The organism is Tessaracoccus coleopterorum, from assembly GCF_011174705.1.
GTDB lineage: Bacteria > Actinomycetota > Actinomycetes > Propionibacteriales > Propionibacteriaceae > Arachnia > Arachnia coleopterorum.
The window spans coordinates 3,059,561-3,076,826 of sequence record NZ_JAANIJ010000001.1 but is presented as its reverse complement, the minus strand read 5'-3'; the positions used below and the strand labels follow the sequence as shown (position 1 = coordinate 3,076,826).

The window sequence follows — 17,266 nt, the reverse complement described above, 5'->3', positions numbered from 1 at the left end:
TCCACATTTCCGGTGCCGGCCCGACCAGGAACACTCGCCCTGGAACCAGGCCACATGAACAAACACCCCACAAAGGAGGCGCCTGCCAATAGCTCCTTAGAAAGGAGGTGATCCAGCCGCACCTTCCGGTACGGCTACCTTGTTACGACTTAGTCCTAATTACCGGTCCCACCTTCGACGGCTCCCTCCACAAGGGTTAGGCCACCGGCTTCGGGTGTTACCGACTTTCATGACTTGACGGGCGGTGTGTACAAGCCCGGGAACGTATTCACCGCAGCGTTGCTGATCTGCGATTACTAGCGACTCCGACTTCATGGGTCGAGTTGCAGACCCCAATCCGAACTGAGACCGGCTTTTTGAGATTCGCTCACCCTTACAGGTTCGCAGCTCTTTGTACCGGCCATTGTAGCATGCGTGAAGCCCTGGACATAAGGGGCATGATGACTTGACGTCATCCCCACCTTCCTCCGAGTTGACCCCGGCGGTCTCCTATGAGTCCCCGGCATTACCCGCTGGCAACATAGGACGAGGGTTGCGCTCGTTGCGGGACTTAACCCAACATCTCACGACACGAGCTGACGACAGCCATGCACCACCTGTAAACCGACCATAAAGGGGCACCTATCTCTAGGTGTTTCCGGCATATGTCAAACCCAGGTAAGGTTCTTCGCGTTGCATCGAATTAATCCGCATGCTCCGCCGCTTGTGCGGGGCCCCGTCAATTCCTTTGAGTTTTAGCCTTGCGGCCGTACTCCCCAGGCGGGGTACTTAATGCGTTAGCTGCGGCACGGAGAACGTGGAATGTCCCCACACCTAGTACCCACCGTTTACGGCGTGGACTACCAGGGTATCTAAGCCTGTTTGCTCCCACGCTTTCGCTTCTCAGCGTCAGGAAAGGTCCAGAGATCCGCCTTCGCCACTGGTGTTCCTCCTGATATCTACGCATTCCACCGCTTCACCAGGAATTCCAATCTCCCCTACCTTCCTCAAGTCTGCCCGTATCGGAAGCAGGCTCAGGGTTAAGCCCTGAGTTTTCACTCCCGACGCAACAAACCGCCTACAAGCTCTTTACGCCCAATAAATCCGGACAACGCTCGCACCCTACGTATCACCGCGGCTGCTGGCACGTAGTTAGCCGGTGCTTCTTCTTCCACTACCGTCACTCTCGCTTCGTCATGGATGAAAGCGGTTTACAACCCGAAGGCCGTCATCCCGCACGCGGCGTTGCTGCATCAGGCTTCCGCCCATTGTGCAATATTCCCACTGCTGCCTCCCGTAGGAGTTTGGGCCGTATCTCAGTCCCAATGTGGCCGGTCGCCCTCTCAGGCCGGCTACCCGTCGAAGCCTTGGTGAGCCACTACCTCACCAACAAGCTGATAGGCCGCGAGTCCATCCTTGACCGCCGGAGCTTTCCAACCAACCCCATGCAGGGAAGGCTGAATATCCGGTATTAGCACTCGTTTCCAAGCGTTATCCCAGAGTCAAGGGCAGGTTACTCACGTGTTACTCACCCGTTCGCCACTCGTGTGCCCCCGAAAGGGCCTTACCGTTCGACTTGCATGTGTTAAGCACGCCGCCAGCGTTCGTCCTGAGCCAGGATCAAACTCTCCGTTGAAAAATTATCAGCACGACCCAGAAAACCAGGCCGAATAACTGTCAACAAGTCTGACCACTGACAAAGTCCAAAACTGGACTTCAATCAATAATCTCAAAGAAATCCGCCACACAAACCCCGAAAGGATCCATGCGGACGGGACGCACAACAAACAAACAATCAAAAGACCGTCTGCCTGCAAATGTGCATTATAAATTGGCATTGACTTTAAGCACGCTGTTGAGTTCTCAAGTTTCGGGTGCACACCTCACATCCAACCAGCGACTTACTCGCTCGTTCTCCGCTCGGGGCAGCTCGACCAACTCTACCCGGTTGTTCCGTCCCGGTCAAATCCGGGCTTTCCTCGTGGGTTTCGCTGGCGTTGTCGCCGTGGCGACTCGTCCAACCTTACTTGCCGGCGTCCGGCCTGTCAAATCGTTTCGACGTGGCTGAGACTTCCCGGAGTAGCTACGAAACCCTAGTTGACTAGGTGTTTCGCTGTTGGGGAGGCGCTTGGCGCAACCTGACCAACAGTACTCAGTTCGTTCTCGGCTTGTCAAACCGACCGATCTGGCCGTCCGCTGTTGAGTTGTTGGTGGCCGCCGAAGCGGCCCGATCAACACTACCGAACCCGTCCCTGCCGATCAACTCGGCTGTTCCAGGCCATGCTCGTCGTTCACGGGCCTTGAGTGGGTTCGTGTCGAACACACACTCGTCCGTGATTCTGAGATGGGTGGTGGCGCCAGGCCCGTCCGATCTCTCGTCCGGCTCGCCGTGGCAGCTCGGAGAACATTACACACACTTCACCGATCGCGCAAAAGCGGCTCCAGCTCGCTCGGCGATCGCCCGGCCGACGCGCCACGACCGGGTCCCTCACGCGTGCCGCTCTAGTGTTGTCTTTCATGAGACGAGTCGTTCCCCTGTGCGTGGGCCTGCTGGCGCTGGTCGCCGGGGATGTGCCGGCCCGACGACCGGCCCGCCCTCGAAGGCTCCCTCCTCCGCCTCGAGCCCTGCGCCGGCGCCGTCCCCCACGTCCACCGCCACACCCTCGCCGTTCGTCCCACGTACCGCCTCCATCAACGTGAGCGGTGACCTGCTCTGGCACAACACCTTGTGGCAGTCGGCGAAGATCGACGGGAAGGGCGACATGGACTTCGCTCCCCAGCTGGCGGGACTCCGCGACTACGTGAGCGCGGCGGACCTCGGGGTGTGCCACTCGGAGCTGCCGTTCGCACCGGAGGGCGGCCCGTACCGGAACTATCCGTTGTTCCAGGTGCCGCAGGAGATCGCGCCCGCCATCGCCGCGACCGGCTTCGACCTGTGCACGACCGCCTCCAACCACACGATGGACGCCGGCTGGGAGGGCCTGGTGAGGACCATCGAGGTGCACCACGCCAACGGCATCCTCACCAGCGGTAGCTTCGCCTCCGAGGAGGCGGCCTCGACCCCCGTCATCTTCACCACCGACCAGGGCGTGCGGATCGCGGTGATCAGCCAGACCTTCGGGCTCAACGGTCTCCCGAAGCCGAAGGGGCGGGACTGGGCGGTCAACCTGCTCGATGCCGATCACGCCATCGCGGACGCGGCACGCGCCCGCGCGGCCGGTGCCGACATCGTGGCGGTGCACATGCACGCCGGTGTCGAGTACTCCAGCAGTCTGAATGCCCAGCAGCGCGACTTCGCCGCCGCGGTGACCGCCTCCCCGATGTCGACCTCGTCTTCGGGCAGCACGCCCACGTGGTGCAGCCCGTTGACCGGGTCAACGGCAAGTGGGTGATCTACGGCACCGGCAACCTGATCGGCGCGAGCGGTCCGCCCAAGCCCCTGACCTACGACGGCTTCATGGCGCAGGTGACGTTCACGGAGAAACCGGACGGCACCTTCGCTGCGACGGCGGCCGAGTACGCGCCGACGATGATCACGCCCCTACGCGGAGGGTTGCCCTCCCGGGTCCACCTGATCCCGGACGAGCTGCGGGCCGGCTCCCCATCGAGGCCCAGCTGCGGGCATCGGCCGCCCGCACGCGCGCCACGGTGAACGCCCTCGGGTGGAGGGGCTCACCGAGCGCGGGTGACGTCAGGCGCGCTCTGCGACGCCGACCGTCCTGCGTCCACGCCGCACGACCGCGAAGCGTCCGTGCAGGAGATCCTCGGCGCCGACCACGGCGTCAGGATCCTCGACCCGCTGGTTGTTGAGGTAGGCGCCACCCTCGGTGACGGCGCGTCGTGCCGCCCCCTTCGAGTCGACGACGCCGCCGGCAACCAGGACGTCGACGACGCTCGAGTCGGCGGCGAACGTGCCACCGCCGACCTCACGCGCCACGGCCGCGAGCGTCTGCTCGCTCAGCTCGGCGAGCTCGCCGCGACCGAACAGGGCCCCGGCCGCCGCCACGGCCGCATCGCGTTCGGCCGCCCCGTGCACCAGTTCGGTCACGTCGTCGGCCAACGCCCGCTGCGCCTCACGCTTGAACGGGGCATCCAGGGTCGCCTGCTCGAGGGCCTCGATCTCCTCACGGCCGCGGAACGAGAACACCTTCAGGTAGTCGACGACCTTCGCGTCCTCGGCGTTCAGGAAGAACTGGTACATGGCGTAGGGCGAGGTGAGGCTCGGGTCGAGCCAGACCGTACCGGACTCGGTCTTCCCGAACTTCGTGCCGTCAGCCTTCGTCAGCAGCGGCGTCGCCATGGCGTGCACCTTGCGCTGGTCGCTGCGGCGGATCAGCTCGACGCCGGCCGCGATGTTGCCCCACTGGTCGGAGCCGCCGGTCTGCATCGTCACGCCGTGGCGGCGATTCAGCTCGCGGTAGTCCATCGACTGGAGCAGCACGTAGGAGAACTCGGTGTAGGAGATGCCCGCCTCGAGGCGGCGCGCCACGACGTCGCGGGCCAGCATCCTGTTGACCGGGAAGTGCTTGCCGACATCGCGCAGGAAATCGAGGACCGAGATCTGTGACGTCCAGTCGTAGTTGTTGACCATGGTGGCGGCGTTGTCGCCCTCGAAGGACACGTAGCCGCCGACCTGCGAGCGGATCTTGTCGACCCACTGGTGCACCAGTTCCCTGGAGTTCATGACGCGCTCGCCCGACTCCTTCGGATCGCCGATCAGGCCGGTCGCACCGCCGACCAGCAGGAACGGCTGGTGGCCCGCCTCCTGCAGCCGCCTGGCGAGCAGGATCTGGACGAGGTTGCCGGTGTGGACGCTCTGCGCCGTCGGGTCGAAGCCCACATAGAACTTGACGGACCCCTCGTCCAGGTGCGCCCGAGGGCGTCAAGATCGGTCGAGTGGGCGATCAGCCCACGCCACTGGAGGTCTTCAAGGAGTGCGTTCACGCCGTTCAGCATATCGGTCGGGCGGCGGGCGCCCTATCCCGGGCCCAGCCCTGCAGCTCCGCCGACACGGCGCGCAACTCGGCCGCCTGCTCGGCGACGCGGACCGGGGCGGTGCCTCCGCGACCGTCGCGCGAGGCCACCGACCCGTCCACCGTCAGGACCCGAGTACGCCCTCGTCGAGGTGCCCGGAGATGGCGGGCAGGTCGGCAGCCGTGAGGTCCTGCAGCGTGATGCCACGCCCTCGCAGTAGCGCACCGACTCGCCCGCGACCTCGTGGGCCACGGCGAACGGGATCCCCTCACGGACCAGGTGGTCGGCGATGTCGGTGGCGAGCGAGAAGCCCCTCGGAGCGACCTCGGCCATCCGGTCGGCATGGAAGGTGAGGGTCGCGACCATGCCCGCGACGGCAGGCAGCAGCACGTGCAGCTGGTCGATGCCGTCGAAGATGGGCTCCTTGTCCTCCTGCAGGTCGCGGTTGTACGCGAGCGGGAGCCCCTTCAGGGTGGCGAGCAGACCTGTGAGGTTGCCGATCAGCCGCCCGCCTTGCCGCGCGCCAGTTCGGCCACGTCGGGGTTCTTCTTCTGCGGCATGATCGAGCTGCCGGTCGACCAGGAGTCGTGCAGGGTGGCGAAGCCGAACTCTGCGGTGCACCACAAGATGACGTCCTCGCTGAGGCGGGACAGGTCGACACCGATCTGCGCCAGCACGTAGGCGGCCTCCGCGATCAGGTCGCGCGCCGCCGTCCCGTCGATGGAGTTGGGCACCGAGCCGGCGAACCCGAGTTCCGAGGCGACCAGCTCGGGGTCGAGCCCCAGCGACGTGCCCGCGAGCGCCGCCGACCCGTAGGGCTGACGGCGAGGCGCGCGTCGAGGTCGCGGAGCCGCGCGACGTCACGCACGAGCGGCCAGGCGTGCGCGAGCAGATGGTGGCTGAGCAGGATCGGCTGCGCCGACTGAAGGTGCGTGCGGCCGGGCATGACGGCACCGAGGTGCGTCTCCGCCTGCGTGGCCAACGCGTCCACGACGGCGTCCACGTCCTGGGCGATCAGCCGGATCTCCTCACGGAGGTAGCTGCGGATCAGCGTCGCAATCTGGTCGTTGCGGGAGCGACCCGCACGGATCCGGCCCCGAGGTCGTCGCCGACGATCAGCTTCAGGCCGCGTTCGAGGGCTCCGTGCACGTCCTCGTCGGTCGGGTCGGCGACGAACTCGCCCGTCTCGACGCGACGCGCCAGCTCGGCGAGACCGGCGTCCATTCCGGCCGCCTGCGCATCGTCGAGGAGCCCCGCGGCGTGGAGTGCCCTGGCGTGCGCCCGGGACCCGGCGATGTCGTGGAGCGCGAGCCGCCAGTCGAACTGTGTCGACTTGGACAGCGCGAACATCGCGTCGCTCGGCCCACCCTCGAACCTGCCACCCCAGAGTCGTCCTGTGCTCACGAAAGCTCCCTCACCGCCGGCTTGCCGGTCCTCGTCATCTCGGAGATGCTGCCCACCGTCTCGTTGGCAGCCTCATTGTCTGTCGCGATCACCAGAACGGTGTCGTCGCCCGCGATCGTACCGAGCACGCCGGGAAGTCCGGCCAGATCGAGGTACGACGCGAAATACTGGGCCGCCCCGGTGGCGTCCTGACGAGGATCTGCGTCCCCGCATGCCGGATCGACTGCAGCAGTTCCACACACAGCCTGGCCAGCTTCTCGGTGGCCTCCTGCTCTCCCGCCTCGGCGGCCGGGCGTAGACCAGCGCGCCGCCGATCGCCCGCTGCCGGACGGCCCCGAGCTCGAGCAGATCCTTCGAGAGCGTCGGCTGGCTGACCGTGATGCCGTGGTCGGCGAGCGCCTCCATCAGCTCGGCCTGCGACGTGTAGCGCGCCTCCCCGAGGAGTTGGCGCAGCGTCGCGAGCCTGCCGACCCGCGGCACGCTAGACATGCGCGTCCAGCAGTGAGGGCAGCGCCGCCACGAAGCCCTCGAGATCGGCGGGCGTGGCGATGAGTGGGGGCGCCAGGCGCAGCACCGAGGGCCTCGGAGCATTGATCACCCAGCCAGCGTCCAGCGCCGCGTCGGCCACGGGCGCCGCGATCCCGTCGCGCAGCACCACGCCGAGCAGCATGCCGCGCCCCCGCACCTCGGCGATCTGCGGATGTCCCAGCGCGACGAGCGCGTCGACCAGCCAGGCGCCGGTGGCGCGGGCATTGTCCAGCACGCCTCCCTCGAGGGCGTCGAGGACGGCGTTGCCCGCGGCGGCAGCGACCGGGTTCCCGCCGAAGGTGGTGCCGTGCTGGCCCGGCTGCAGGAGCCCTGCGGCCCGGCCCGTCGCGATGCAGGCCCCGACCGGGAACCCGTTGCCGAGACCCTTCGCGAGCGTGATGAGGTCGGCGGTCACGCCATCGGCACGGTGCGCCAGGAACTCGCCGCAGCGACCGAGCCCGGTCTGTACCTCGTCTATCCAGAGCAGGGACCCCGCCTCGTCGGCGATGCCCCGCGCCGCGGTGAGGAAGCCGGGGGCACCGGCACCACGCCGTTCTCGCCCTGCACGGTCTCGATCAGGATGGCCGCGGTGGTCGTGTCGACGGCGGCCCGCAGCGCGGCCTCATCCCCGAACGGCACGAACACGACCTCGCCGGGCAGCGGCTCGAACGGCTCCCGGTACTTCGGGTTCGACGTCAGTGCCAGCGCACCCATCGTGCGGCCGTGGAACGAGCCGTCCATCACGACGACCCTGGTGCGGCCGGTGAGGCGGGTGAGCTTGAACGCGGCCTCATTGGCCTCGGTGCCCGAGTTGGTGAAGAAGACGCGCGCGTCGGCCGTGCCCGTGTAGGAGGCGAGCCGCTCGGCGAGCCGGATCTGGGGGATGCTCGCGAAGAAGTTGGAAACGTGGCCCAGTTCGCCCAGCTGCGCCGTGATGGCGGCGGTCACGCCGGGGTGGGCATGTCCGAGCCCCGTGACGGCGAGCCCGGAGAGCAGGTCGGTGTAGCGGTTGCCGTCGGCGTCCCAGAGGTGGACGCCCTCAGCGCGGGCGAAGACGCGCTTCGGGGCCCCGAACGCGTTCATCATGACTGCGTCGTAGCGCGCCCGGAAATCGGCCTGGCTCATGCGTCCTCCTCGTTCGTGACCATGGTGCCGACACCCTCGTTGGTGAAGATCTCGAGCAGCAGGCAGTGCGGCACCCGCCCGTCGATGACGGTGGCCGAGGCGACCCCGCCCTCGACCGCGCTGAGGCAGGCCTCCATCTTCGGGATCATCCCGGCGTCGAGGCTCGGCAGCAGTTCCCGCACCTCGCCGGTCGAGATCTGCGTGATGATCGACTCCTCGTCGGGATAGTTGGCGTAGACGCCCGCGACGTTGGTGAGCATCACGAGGCGCCGGGCGTTCAGCGCGACGGCAAGCGCTGCGGCCGCCGTGTCCCCGTTGACGTTGTGCACGAGGCCGTTGGTGTCGGGAGCGACCGTCGCGACGACCGGAATGCGGCCCGCGTCGATCAGGTCGTTCAGCGAACGGGGATCGACGGACCGGACGTCGCCCACCAGCCCCAGATCGACCTCCTCGTCGTCGACGACGAGTCCGCGCCGCTCCGCGGTGAACAGGCCGCCGTCCTCGCCGCTCATCCCGACGGCGAACGGGCCGTGCTGGTTGATGAGGTTGACGAGTTCCCGGCCGACCTGGCCGACGAGCACCATCCGCACGACGTCCATGGCCTCAGGTGTGGTGACGCGGAGGCCGCCGCGGAACTCGGAGTCGATGCCGAGCTTGTCGAGCATGGAGGAGATCTGCGGGCCGCCGCCGTGCACGACGACGGGCTTCAGCCCGACGCGGCGCAGGAACACCACATCCTCGGCGAAGGCGCGCTTCAGGGCGTCGTCGGTCATGGCGTTGCCGCCGTACTTGATGACGACGGTCTCACCCGCGTACTCGGCGAGCCAGGGCAGCGCCTCGATGAGCGTGTTCGCCTTGGCGATCAGCTCGGGGTGCCTCTGGGTGATGGTCCTGGGGCTCACGACGAATACTCCGCGTTCTCCTTCACGTAGTCGTACGTGAGGTCGTTGGTCAGGATGGTGGCGGTCTCGGCGCCTGCGTGGAGGTCGACCGTGACCAGCACGTGGCGGCCGGTCATGTCGACGAGCGCGCGGTCCTCGCCGATCTGGCCGCCGCGGCACACGGTCACACCGTTGAACGAGACGTCGAGCTCGTCGGGATGGAACTCGGCGTCGGTGACGCCGATGGCCGAAAGCACCCGGCCCCAGTTGGGGTCGTTGCCGAACACGGCGCACTTGAACAGGTTGGAGCGGGCGATCTCCCGGCCGACGACCTCGGCATCGCGGACGGAGGCGGCCCCGACGACCTCGATCGCGATCTCGTGCGATGCGCCCTCGGCGTCGGCGATCAGCTGGCGGGCCAGGTCGACGCACACCTCGGTGAGGGCCGCACGGAGGTCGGCCACGGCGGGCGTGACGCCGCTCGCGCCAGACGACATCGCGATGACGGTGTCGTTGGTCGACATGCAGCCGTCGGAGTCGGCCCGGTCGAAGCTGACGGCGGTGGCCGCGCGCAGCGCGCCGTCCAGGGTGGCCGCGTCGACGACCGCGTCGGTGGTGAGCACCACGAGCATGGTCGCGAGCCCGGGCGCGAGCATGCCTGCTCCCTTGGCCATGCCGCCGACGGACCAACCCTCTCCGGTGGTGATCGACTGCTTCGCGACGGTGTCGGTGGTCATGATCGCCTCGGCCGCGGCCGGGCCGCCCTCGGCGGAGAGCGCATCGCAGGCCGCGTCGACGCCGGGCAGCAGCTTGTCCATCGGAAGCCGGACGCCGATCAGGCCCGTGGAGCAAACGGCGACGTTGTCGATGATGAGCCCCAGCCGGGCGGCGACCCGGGAGGCGGTGGCCGCCGAGTCGGCGTAGCCCTCAGGCCCGGTGCAGGCGTTGGCGCCGCCCGAGTTGAGGACGACCGCCTGGAGCTGGCCGTCGGCGACGGCGCCCCGGGACCACTTCACCGGGGCGGCGTAGACGCGGTTGGTGGTGAACACCGCGGCGGCCGCCTGGTCGGGGCCGAGGTTGACGACGACGGCGAGGTCGGGACGACCGCTGGCCTTGAGGCCCGCGGTGACGCCGGCTGCTTCGAATCCCTTGGGGGTGGTGACGCTCACGGCGCGACTCCTACGGTGCTGAGCCCGGTGGCCTCCGGGAGGCCGAGGGCGATGTTCATGGACTGGACGGCGCCTCCGGCGGTGCCCTTGGTGAGATTGTCGATGGCGGAGATCGCGATGAGCCGTCCCGCCGCGGCATCGACGGTGACCTGCACAGTCACGCGGTTGGAGCCGACCACGGCGGCCGTCTGCGGCCAGACGTTCTCCGCGAGGAGAGTGACGAACGGCTCGTCGGCGTAGAACCGGTCGTATGCCTCCCGCGCGGCTGCGGTGGTCACGTCTCCGACGATGGGCGCCGAGCAGGTGGCGAGGATGCCGCGGGCATGGGCACCAGCAGCGGGGTGAAGCTGACGGTGACCTCGCCCTCGGTGACGCGGGACAGGTTCTGCACGATCTCGGGGGTGTGCCGGTGGACGCCACCGACGCCGTAGGGGCTCATGTTGCCCATCACCTCTGAGCCGAGCAGGTGCGGCTTCGCCGCCTTGCCCGCACCCGAGGTGCCGCTGGCCGCGACGATGGTGATCTGCGTGGTGTCGATCAGACCGGCCGCGACGGCGGGCAGCAGCGCCAGTGTGCCGGCCGTCGGGTAGCAGCCGGGCACGGCGATCCGCCTGGTGCCCGCGAGCGCCTCACGGGCGCCGGGCAGTTCCGGGAGGCCGTACGGCCACGTTCCCGCGTGCGGCGAGCCGTAGAACTGCTCCCAGGCCGCGGCGTCCGTGAGCCGGAAGTCGGCGCCGGCGTCGACGATCAGCACGTCGTCACCCAGCTGGGCCGCGAGCTCCGCGGAGGTGCCGTGCGGCAGCGCGAGGAAGACCACGTCGTGCCCGGCCAGCGTCTCCGCGGTCGTCGGCGCCACGACGCGCTCGGCGAGAGGTGCGAGGTGCGGCTGGAGCGACCCGAGTCGCTCCCCCGCGCTCGAGTTGCCCGTGAGGGCGCCGATCTCAACCTCCGGGTGCTGCAGGAGGAGGCGGAGGACCTCGCCACCCGCGTATCCCGTGCACCCCGCCACCGCGACCTTGTACGTCATGATCGGAATCATTCCACAAGGACAATAAATATTCAACGTCTTCCGGAGGTATCCCACCACCGCCCCGGCCGCCCCGCCGCTAGGCTTGCAGCGACCTTCTGGAGGCCAGCCATGGGCATCGTCCGCTCCCTCGCAGCGCTGCTGCTGCTCACCGCCGCGGGCGCCTTCGCCCTCCTCGGCTCGACGGCACACTGGGCCGACAACATGGCCCGCACCCCAGGCCACGTCGAGGAGGTCGTGGCACCGCTGATCGACGATCCGGTCGTGCTGGACGCGCTGGCCGGCGAGCTCGACCGCACCATCCGGGAGCGGATCCCTGCCTCCGCCGACCGCGTTCCCGGGCTCCGGGCCCGCATCGAGCAGGCACTGACCCGCGCCGTCGGCCAGGTGATGGAGGGCGAGGGAGTCAGCGAGGCCTGGGAGGAGACCATCGGGCTGACCCGCGACGGCCTCGTGGCCGAACTCGACGCCTACCGCGAGGACCCGTCCGAGACACCGACCATCTGGCTCGACCTGACGCCCTTCGCCGACCTCGGACGCGAACGGATCGGTTCGCTGACCGACACCCGGTTGTGGACGTTCGCGCCCGGGTCCCTCGTGGAGGGCGACGTGCGGGTCGCTCTGGGGCGGATCGACGCCGGGGTCGCCACGATGGCATCGGAGGCGCTCGGTCTCGCGCGGCACTGGGTGTGGGGATACGTGGCCGCCGCGGTGCTCGCGGCGCTCGGGCTCGTGATCGGCACCCGGTCGGGTCGGTGGATCGCCTGGCTGATCGCCGCCGTGGCCGGCCTCGCCGCGACATTCGCGGCCCGGATCGCGCTGGGCAGCGTCGATGTCGCCTCAGGTGACTCCCTGCGGGCGGCCCTCACCGGACGCGCCACCGCGTCGGTGGCGGACTCCCTGGCGGCCTGGATGTCCGCCGATCTCCGGCTCTTCGGGATCTGCATCGCGGTCGGGGCCGTCGGCCTCGTCACCACCGCGCTCCTGAGCCGCTCGCGGGAGCGGGACCCCGAGGGAGCGTGACCGGGCCTCAGCTCTGGGGACCGCGCGCCCCATCGTGTCGACGACCTGACGGCCACCGAGCGGGCTTGCCAGCAGCACCTCCGCCTCGAGCACGTCGTCCGCGGCCTTCATCGACGCGCCGGCCTCACCCTGTCCCTGGTCGGCCGGCTCCACCTTGACCTCGATGACGACCTTCTCATCGTCCTGCTCGGCCACCCGGGCCACGACGATGCGCTCGTCCCCTCACTCTGCACGGACAAGGTGAGATGGGCGGAGTCGGGTTCCCCGACGTAACTCGAGGGACTCACCGTTCTGGCTCCACAGCCGACCGCCCCGACCGCGAGCAACGCGGTCGCCACGATTGCGACCAACCGACGACACTGCCGATTCATGGCGCCCAGCCTAGCCCACCGGAGCGTCGTCGGACATGGCGCCGCCCACGGGCCCGGCCCCCGCACGATGAGTCGCACCCCCAGGCGAAACGGTGCTCGGCCAGGGCCGGATCGAAGCCCGTCACGACCCCCAGCTCACTCAACTGGAAGCGGGTCTGCTCCTCGACGGCGTGGCCGAGCACGAAGTGCAGGAGGGTGGCGGCGGTGGCCTCCGGTTCCTCTGCGCCCGCCGCCGCGAGCATGTCCGCCGCCCGGTCGACTGGCTGCTCCTCCCCAACCCCATGGCCAGCGAGGCCGCGACCAGTTCGGCACCGTCGCGCCTCCCGAGCAGCGCCGCGCGGAGGTTGACGGCCCACATGGTCAGCCATTCGTCGCACGGCACCCCGTCGGCCGGGGCAGCGCGGCCCGCACGATCTCGTCCGAGAGGGCCGCGAGTAGCGACTGCTTGTTGGGCACGTGGTAGTACAGCGCGCCTGCCTGCACCCCGAGGGTCTCCGCGACCCGCCGCATGCTGAGGTCGCCGAGCCCGTAGGCGTCGAGGATGCTGAGGCCCGCCCCGATGATCGCCCCCTTACTCAGCGCCAAGGTCCGGCTCCCTACGGGTGTACCAACCGGAGGCGGCGATGGGCCGGTAGCCGAGGCGACGGTTGATGGCGAGCATCCAGACGTTCTCCGACGCGTTGCCCGTGACGAGCCTCTGCACCTGTGGCCACGTGCTCCGCATCGCCGCGTGACTCGCCGTCTTCATCAACCAACCGAGCCCGTTGCCACGGTGGGCGCGCAGCACGAGGGTGTCCCACTGGTCTGCGACCTCGGGCGCGTCGGGTCGTGGACGACCCGCGAGAAGCCGACCAGCCGGCCCGTGTGTTCGATGGCGGTGACCAGCTCGTCGAGCCCTCCCTGACGACGGGTCCGATCCCCGGAACGGATGCGGTCGGCGTCGACGACCTCGGGCCGCAGATCGGCCTCACCGGTGGGGATGTCGGTGCTCATGGCGACCTGGAGTCGTACGGCGTCCTCGATCCACCGCTCGGGAGTGTCGCCCCTCCACTGGATGAGCCGGTAGCCCGACGGGGACTCCACCCTGGCGCGTCCGGCGGCCGCTTCGAGTTCGGGCTGCGGCGCCAACGTGAGGCCGGACATGACATCGACCTGGGCGAGCCTGAACCCCTGGGCGCGCAGGAAGGCGGCCCCGGCGCGGACGCGTCCACGACGCCGTCGCCCTCGGCGGCACCGATGGTGTGGGGCCCCGGCTCGACGAGCCGGTCCCAGGTCCAGCACTGGAGGTCGCACCGTTGCTGGCCGGCGGCCACCTTCCTGGCCTCCTCGAAGAGCATCGCCCCGATCCCCTGCGACGGTGTTCGGGGCGCACGGCGATCGAGACGAAGGCGACGTGGCGGTTGTCGAGCTGCGGCAGCTCGAGGACGGCCAGCCCCACCGGAACCCCTGCGTCGCGTACCACGACGAGCTCCTGCCGGGTGACCCGATCATCCCTGCTCTCGGCCCATCGACGCAGCGGTGACTGCCCGAGGTCCGTATTCCCGAAGAGCTCCATCAGGACCCCGTCCCAGAGCGCGGCGTCGAGCTCATACAGGTCATAGCCCGGCCCTCCGGGTGCGTCGGCGGGCCGCTCGCGCGAGATCTTCACCAGGCCAGCCTAACGTCGGCCGGCCGGCTGGCCGAAGCACGTAGGATCGGAGCCGTGAGCGACTTCCACAGGCCGGTCAAACGCCCCGGTGACATCATCGAACTCATGGCGGGTTCGGGTGATCCCGCCGAGCTGAGCGGGCTCGCCCACGACACGGCGGCCGCGCTGCTGCACCGGGTTCGCAAGGCTCCCGACCCCGGTGTCGTCGAGCGGGTCATCGCGTTCGCCGACGGCGAGGGCATCGAGGATCTCGCCGAGATGTGGGCCGCCTCACGGCCGGACACCCTGCCCGGTACCCTGTGGCGCCTGTACCTGCTGCGGCACGCCGTCCGCGAGTCGCCGTCGGCGGCCGCCTACCGCTTCACCCGAGGCATCGAGGTCGATACGGTCGGCCAGGCCATCGCGGGCTCACCGGCCGCGCCCACCCCCGACGGGTCGTGGAGCTCGCCACCGAGATCCTGCGCGGCGCCTTCACGGGTGACTTCGCCGTTGCGCTCGAGCGCGCGGCGGCCTTCGCGAGGGTGATGGCCGAAGGGTCGCGGGAACTCATCACCAGCGGCGGCGACGACGCCCGGCTCGCCGCGGAGCGGAGGCGGCTCGAGGGGTACCAGGGCCTCACCGTCGAACTGACCACCGCGGCGCGCCTCTGGCGCGAAGGCGAACTCCATTGACCCGACCGGCTAAACTCACCAGTGTCGGACCGCGGTAACCCGGGCTCCACTATTTGCCGCCCAGAGCGGCCACGCGCCGAGAGGCGTTCCGCGGTCCGGCACTCAGCTTCCCCCAGCACCCCTGCGGCGTCGGTGAGCCGCACCTGCGGCGGGTAGAGGCCCATCACGGTGAGGGCGGCCGCATGGTTGTCGAGGGTGGAGCCCGCGCAGGCATCGGTCACCACCGTCACCCTCGCCCCCGCGTCGGCCGCGGGCAGCACCGTCGAGACCACACAGCAGTCGGTCGACACGCCGGCGACCACGAGGCTCGGCGCCTCGCCGACCAGCGGCCGGATCGCGTCCCACTTCCCGAAGGTCGGCGCGTCGATCACGTGTGCGTCGACGCCCGCCAGGTCGTCGACGAGCGCGAAGTAGGCGTCGTCGCGCGGCCGGTCGGCGAACGGCCAGGCCTCCATGTAGTCGCGCCATGACCCGACCCGCTCCGCCGCCGTCGGCGGGATCCAGCGGGTGAGGATCGTCCTGCCCGCGAAGTGCGGCAGCAGCGTCGCGACGGTCCCCATCACGCCGGGCCACATGGGTGAGCCCCAGTCACTCTGCGGATCCGCGAAGATCCGCTGCCCGTCGATCACCACGAGCCACGCGTTGTCGTCCATGACGACAGTCTGGCAGGGCGGGGTCAGGCCCCGGGTGTGAACGCGTCGATCTCGCGGCGGGTGGGGCCGTCGCCGGGCCCTCCTCGTCACCTTGATGGCGCCTGCGATGTTGGCGCGTCGGCATGCCATCACCCAATCGGAGCCGGCCGCGATCTCGGCGACCAGCACGCCGGTGTGGGCATCGCCGGCACCGTTGGTGTCGACGGGCGTCTGCGGGAATCCCGGCACCTCGGTGGTGGTGCCGTCGACGTGGACCGCGCAGCCTGCGGGACCGTCCCGGACGATGGCGACGGCGCCCGGCCGCAGCCGCGCGGCGACCGCCGCAGCCGCCCCGACCATGGTGGGACCCCTGCCAGGGCCTCGGCCTCCTCCTGGTTCGATGTCCACACATCGGTGCGCTCCAGCATCCGGTCGCGGACCCCTCCGGGCAGGTCGGCGAAGGCTGCTCCGGGTCGAGCACCACGAGGACACCCTCGGCAGGGCGGAGAGCCAGGCCTCCAGCGGGACCCTCGTCGACCCGACGGCCAGCGTGTAGCCGGTCACGCAGACCAGGTCTCCCGGTTCGGGGTGCGAGCTGGCGAGGGTCGCGACGGTGAGCTCACGCTCGGCGCCCTGCATCGTGACGAAGGTCCGCTCGCCGTTGGGTTCGACCAGCACGACGCACAGCGCCGTGTCGCGGTCCTCCACCGGATCGGCGGCACAGGTCACGCCCTCCCGGCGAGGACCTCGCGGATGAGGTCACCGTTCGGGCCGGTCCCCACGGCCCCGGCGTGGACGCAGTCGGCCCCGAGCGGGCGGCCGCGGCGAGGATGTTGACGGCCCCGCCCGCGGCCTGGCCCCAGGCTTCCGCCATCACGTTCTGCCCCCGCGCGGGCAGCCCCGGGACCTGGGCGGTGGCGTCGACGAGTGCCTGACCTGTGTGGATGACGCGTGGCATGCGCCGAGCCTAGGGCATGGATCTGGCTGACCCCTTTGGGGATCTGGCAGGCTAGGGGGTGAGTGTGAGTTACGACCCCTGGTTCCGGCTCGGACGCGTCCATGTCACCACGACGGTGGCGGTGGTGCTCATCGGCGCCGTCGGCATGCTGGCGTGGGTCTTCGCGCCCTCGATCCCCACATATCTGTGGCTGACGCCACCCGAGGTGCTCGGTGGAGAGGTGTGGCGGCTGTTCACCTGGCCGTTGGCCGAGGGCATCAGTCTGTGGGCATCGTCGACCTGGCGCTGATCTGGCTGTTCGGCCGCGACCTCGAGGCGCGCATCGGGCGGGCCCGATGATCTACCTGTTCGTCGGCATCTGGCGGCGCTGACGTTGACCACCACGCTTGTCGGGCTGCTGGTCTCCGGCACCGGGCTCGCGGGCCTGCGCATGGTCGAATTCAGCCTGCTGCTGATCTGGATCGCGGAGTGGCCCACCCGCCGCTTCTTCTTCAACATCCCGGCCTGGGTGTTCGGGCTGGTCATCCTCGCCCTGCAGGTGCTGCCGATGCTCGCCTTCCGCGAGTGGGGTGCCCTGCTGGGCCTGATCCTCTCGCTCGCGCTCGTCGCCATCGCGGCGCGGCGGGTCGGCCTGCTCTCGCAGTACCAGTGGCTGCCGGGAGGTCGGCGCTCCGGGTGCGGGGCGCCGCACGGCAGCCCCGTCAGCAGCCCACGCGCACCCAGCACCGTCAGGCGCAGCGGCACCGCTCCGATGAGGAGCGCATCGACGAACTGCTGGACAAGATCAACGCCTCCGGGATCCATTCGCTGACGAAATCGGAGCGCGCCGAACTCGAGAAGCTGCGCCAGCGCCGCCGCTGAACCGCCGCGAACGGG

The 17,266-nt window shown here is 69.3% G+C and carries 17 protein-coding genes, 1 rRNA gene and 6 pseudogenes; 8 read left to right on the top strand and 16 right to left on the bottom strand.

Annotation, left to right across the window (positions count from 1 at the left end; genetic code table 11):
• Nucleotides 1-100: 100 nt before the first annotated feature.
• Nucleotides 101-1,615, bottom strand: a 16S ribosomal RNA gene (locus G7085_RS19735).
• A gap of 1,060 nt (nt 1,616-2,675) precedes the next feature.
• Between G7085_RS19735 and G7085_RS33365 the strand changes: the two genes are divergently transcribed.
• Both G7085_RS33365 and G7085_RS31225 read left to right on the top strand, forming a co-directional pair.
• The gene (locus tag G7085_RS33365; protein WP_197512177.1) at nt 2,676-3,371 is read left to right on the top strand and encodes a CapA family protein; all 696 of its coding nucleotides are present in this window, start codon (nt 2,676-2,678) and stop codon (nt 3,369-3,371) included.
• Nucleotides 3,335-3,631, top strand: a complete 297-nt coding sequence (locus G7085_RS31225; protein ID WP_197512176.1) for a hypothetical protein — start codon at nt 3,335-3,337, stop codon at nt 3,629-3,631. The genes G7085_RS33365 and G7085_RS31225 overlap by 37 nt, the downstream gene beginning before the upstream one ends.
• Before the next feature lie 39 nt (nt 3,632-3,670).
• On the opposite strand, the pseudogene tyrS reads toward G7085_RS31225, so the two are convergent.
• The 8 genes and pseudogenes from tyrS to argC form a co-directional block, all read right to left on the bottom strand.
• Nucleotides 3,671-4,923 (bottom strand): annotated as a pseudogene (tyrS, locus tag G7085_RS19720) (tyrosine--tRNA ligase).
• A gap of 5 nt (nt 4,924-4,928) precedes the next feature.
• Nucleotides 4,929-6,303 (bottom strand): annotated as a pseudogene (gene argH, locus G7085_RS19715) (argininosuccinate lyase).
• A gap of 50 nt (nt 6,304-6,353) precedes the next feature.
• The gene (locus G7085_RS28015) at nt 6,354-6,485 is read right to left on the bottom strand and encodes an arginine repressor (protein ID WP_331715818.1); all 132 of its coding nucleotides are present in this window, start codon (nt 6,483-6,485) and stop codon (nt 6,354-6,356) included.
• Complete coding sequence (locus G7085_RS33360; protein ID WP_331715817.1) at nt 6,430-6,846, bottom strand: arginine repressor; 417 nt, start codon at nt 6,844-6,846, stop codon at nt 6,430-6,432. The genes G7085_RS28015 and G7085_RS33360 overlap by 56 nt, the downstream gene beginning before the upstream one ends.
• Nucleotides 6,839-7,968 (bottom strand): annotated as a pseudogene (locus G7085_RS19700) (acetylornithine transaminase). Before G7085_RS19700 ends, G7085_RS33360 begins: the two are co-directional and overlap by 8 nt.
• A gap of 38 nt (nt 7,969-8,006) precedes the next feature.
• On the bottom strand, nt 8,007-8,912 hold the full coding sequence (argB, locus tag G7085_RS19695) for an acetylglutamate kinase (protein ID WP_331715816.1): 906 nt from the start codon (nt 8,910-8,912) through the stop codon (nt 8,007-8,009).
• Nucleotides 8,909-10,060, bottom strand: coding sequence for a bifunctional glutamate N-acetyltransferase/amino-acid acetyltransferase ArgJ (gene argJ, locus G7085_RS19690; RefSeq protein WP_197512175.1), 1,152 nt, complete (start codon nt 10,058-10,060; stop codon nt 8,909-8,911). The genes argB and argJ overlap by 4 nt, the downstream gene beginning before the upstream one ends.
• A gap of 146 nt (nt 10,061-10,206) precedes the next feature.
• Nucleotides 10,207-11,087: pseudogene (gene argC, locus G7085_RS19685) on the bottom strand (N-acetyl-gamma-glutamyl-phosphate reductase); the annotation flags it as partial.
• 111 nt (nt 11,088-11,198) lie between these two features.
• On the opposite strand from argC, the gene G7085_RS19680 reads away from it, so the two are divergent.
• Complete coding sequence (locus G7085_RS19680; RefSeq protein WP_197512174.1) at nt 11,199-12,110, top strand: hypothetical protein; 912 nt, start codon at nt 11,199-11,201, stop codon at nt 12,108-12,110.
• A gap of 367 nt (nt 12,111-12,477) precedes the next feature.
• Here G7085_RS19680 and G7085_RS19675 read toward each other — a convergent pair whose 3' ends face one another.
• From G7085_RS19675 to G7085_RS35665, 5 genes are all read right to left on the bottom strand, one after another.
• Entirely contained in the window at nt 12,478-12,723 is a 246-nt protein-coding gene (locus G7085_RS19675) for a hypothetical protein (RefSeq protein WP_197512173.1), read from the bottom strand.
• Between the two features lie 118 nt (nt 12,724-12,841).
• Complete coding sequence (locus G7085_RS19670; protein ID WP_197512172.1) at nt 12,842-13,066, bottom strand: TetR family transcriptional regulator; 225 nt, start codon at nt 13,064-13,066, stop codon at nt 12,842-12,844.
• Nucleotides 13,053-13,184, bottom strand: coding sequence for a hypothetical protein (locus tag G7085_RS31220; RefSeq protein WP_269451920.1), 132 nt, complete (start codon nt 13,182-13,184; stop codon nt 13,053-13,055). The genes G7085_RS19670 and G7085_RS31220 overlap by 14 nt, the downstream gene beginning before the upstream one ends.
• 44 nt (nt 13,185-13,228) lie before the next feature.
• On the bottom strand, nt 13,229-13,474 hold the full coding sequence (locus tag G7085_RS35670) for a hypothetical protein (protein ID WP_197512171.1): 246 nt from the start codon (nt 13,472-13,474) through the stop codon (nt 13,229-13,231).
• Nucleotides 13,449-13,919 carry a hypothetical protein gene (locus G7085_RS35665; RefSeq protein ID WP_408647232.1) on the bottom strand — a complete coding sequence of 157 codons (471 nt, stop codon included), beginning with the start codon at nt 13,917-13,919 and terminating at the stop codon, nt 13,449-13,451. Before G7085_RS35665 ends, G7085_RS35670 begins: the two co-directional genes overlap by 26 nt.
• Here G7085_RS35665 and G7085_RS31215 point away from each other — a divergent pair.
• Both G7085_RS31215 and G7085_RS33355 read left to right on the top strand, forming a co-directional pair.
• Complete coding sequence (locus G7085_RS31215) at nt 13,875-14,003, top strand: hypothetical protein (protein ID WP_269451919.1); 129 nt, start codon at nt 13,875-13,877, stop codon at nt 14,001-14,003. The two genes, G7085_RS35665 and G7085_RS31215, sit on opposite strands and share 45 nt — an antisense overlap.
• 180 nt (nt 14,004-14,183) lie before the next feature.
• Nucleotides 14,184-14,654, top strand: coding sequence for a hypothetical protein (locus tag G7085_RS33355; RefSeq protein ID WP_331715815.1), 471 nt, complete (start codon nt 14,184-14,186; stop codon nt 14,652-14,654).
• 259 nt (nt 14,655-14,913) lie between these two features.
• On the opposite strand, the pseudogene G7085_RS33350 reads toward G7085_RS33355, so the two are convergent.
• Together G7085_RS33350 and G7085_RS33345 are read right to left on the bottom strand one after the other, a co-directional pair.
• Nucleotides 14,914-15,453, bottom strand: a pseudogene (locus tag G7085_RS33350) (cysteine hydrolase family protein); the annotation flags it as partial.
• Nucleotides 15,454-15,537: 84 nt separating this feature from the next.
• Nucleotides 15,538-15,792, bottom strand: a pseudogene (locus G7085_RS33345) (carbohydrate kinase family protein); the annotation flags it as partial.
• 662 nt (nt 15,793-16,454) lie between these two features.
• On the opposite strand from G7085_RS33345, the gene G7085_RS19650 reads away from it, so the two are divergent.
• The 3 genes from G7085_RS19650 to G7085_RS35660 all read left to right on the top strand — a co-directional run bounded on the left by G7085_RS19650 (nt 16,455) and on the right by G7085_RS35660 (nt 17,251).
• Nucleotides 16,455-16,679: a hypothetical protein gene (locus G7085_RS19650; RefSeq protein ID WP_197512168.1), complete on the top strand. Its 225-nt coding sequence runs from the start codon at nt 16,455-16,457 to the stop codon at nt 16,677-16,679.
• Nucleotides 16,680-16,763: 84 nt separating this feature from the next.
• On the top strand, nt 16,764-17,201 hold the full coding sequence (locus tag G7085_RS19645; protein WP_197512167.1) for a hypothetical protein: 438 nt from the start codon (nt 16,764-16,766) through the stop codon (nt 17,199-17,201).
• Nucleotides 17,162-17,251, top strand: a complete 90-nt coding sequence (locus tag G7085_RS35660) for a DUF6576 domain-containing protein (RefSeq protein ID WP_408647231.1) — start codon at nt 17,162-17,164, stop codon at nt 17,249-17,251. Before G7085_RS19645 ends, G7085_RS35660 begins: the two co-directional genes overlap by 40 nt.
• Nucleotides 17,252-17,266 lie beyond the last annotated feature (15 nt).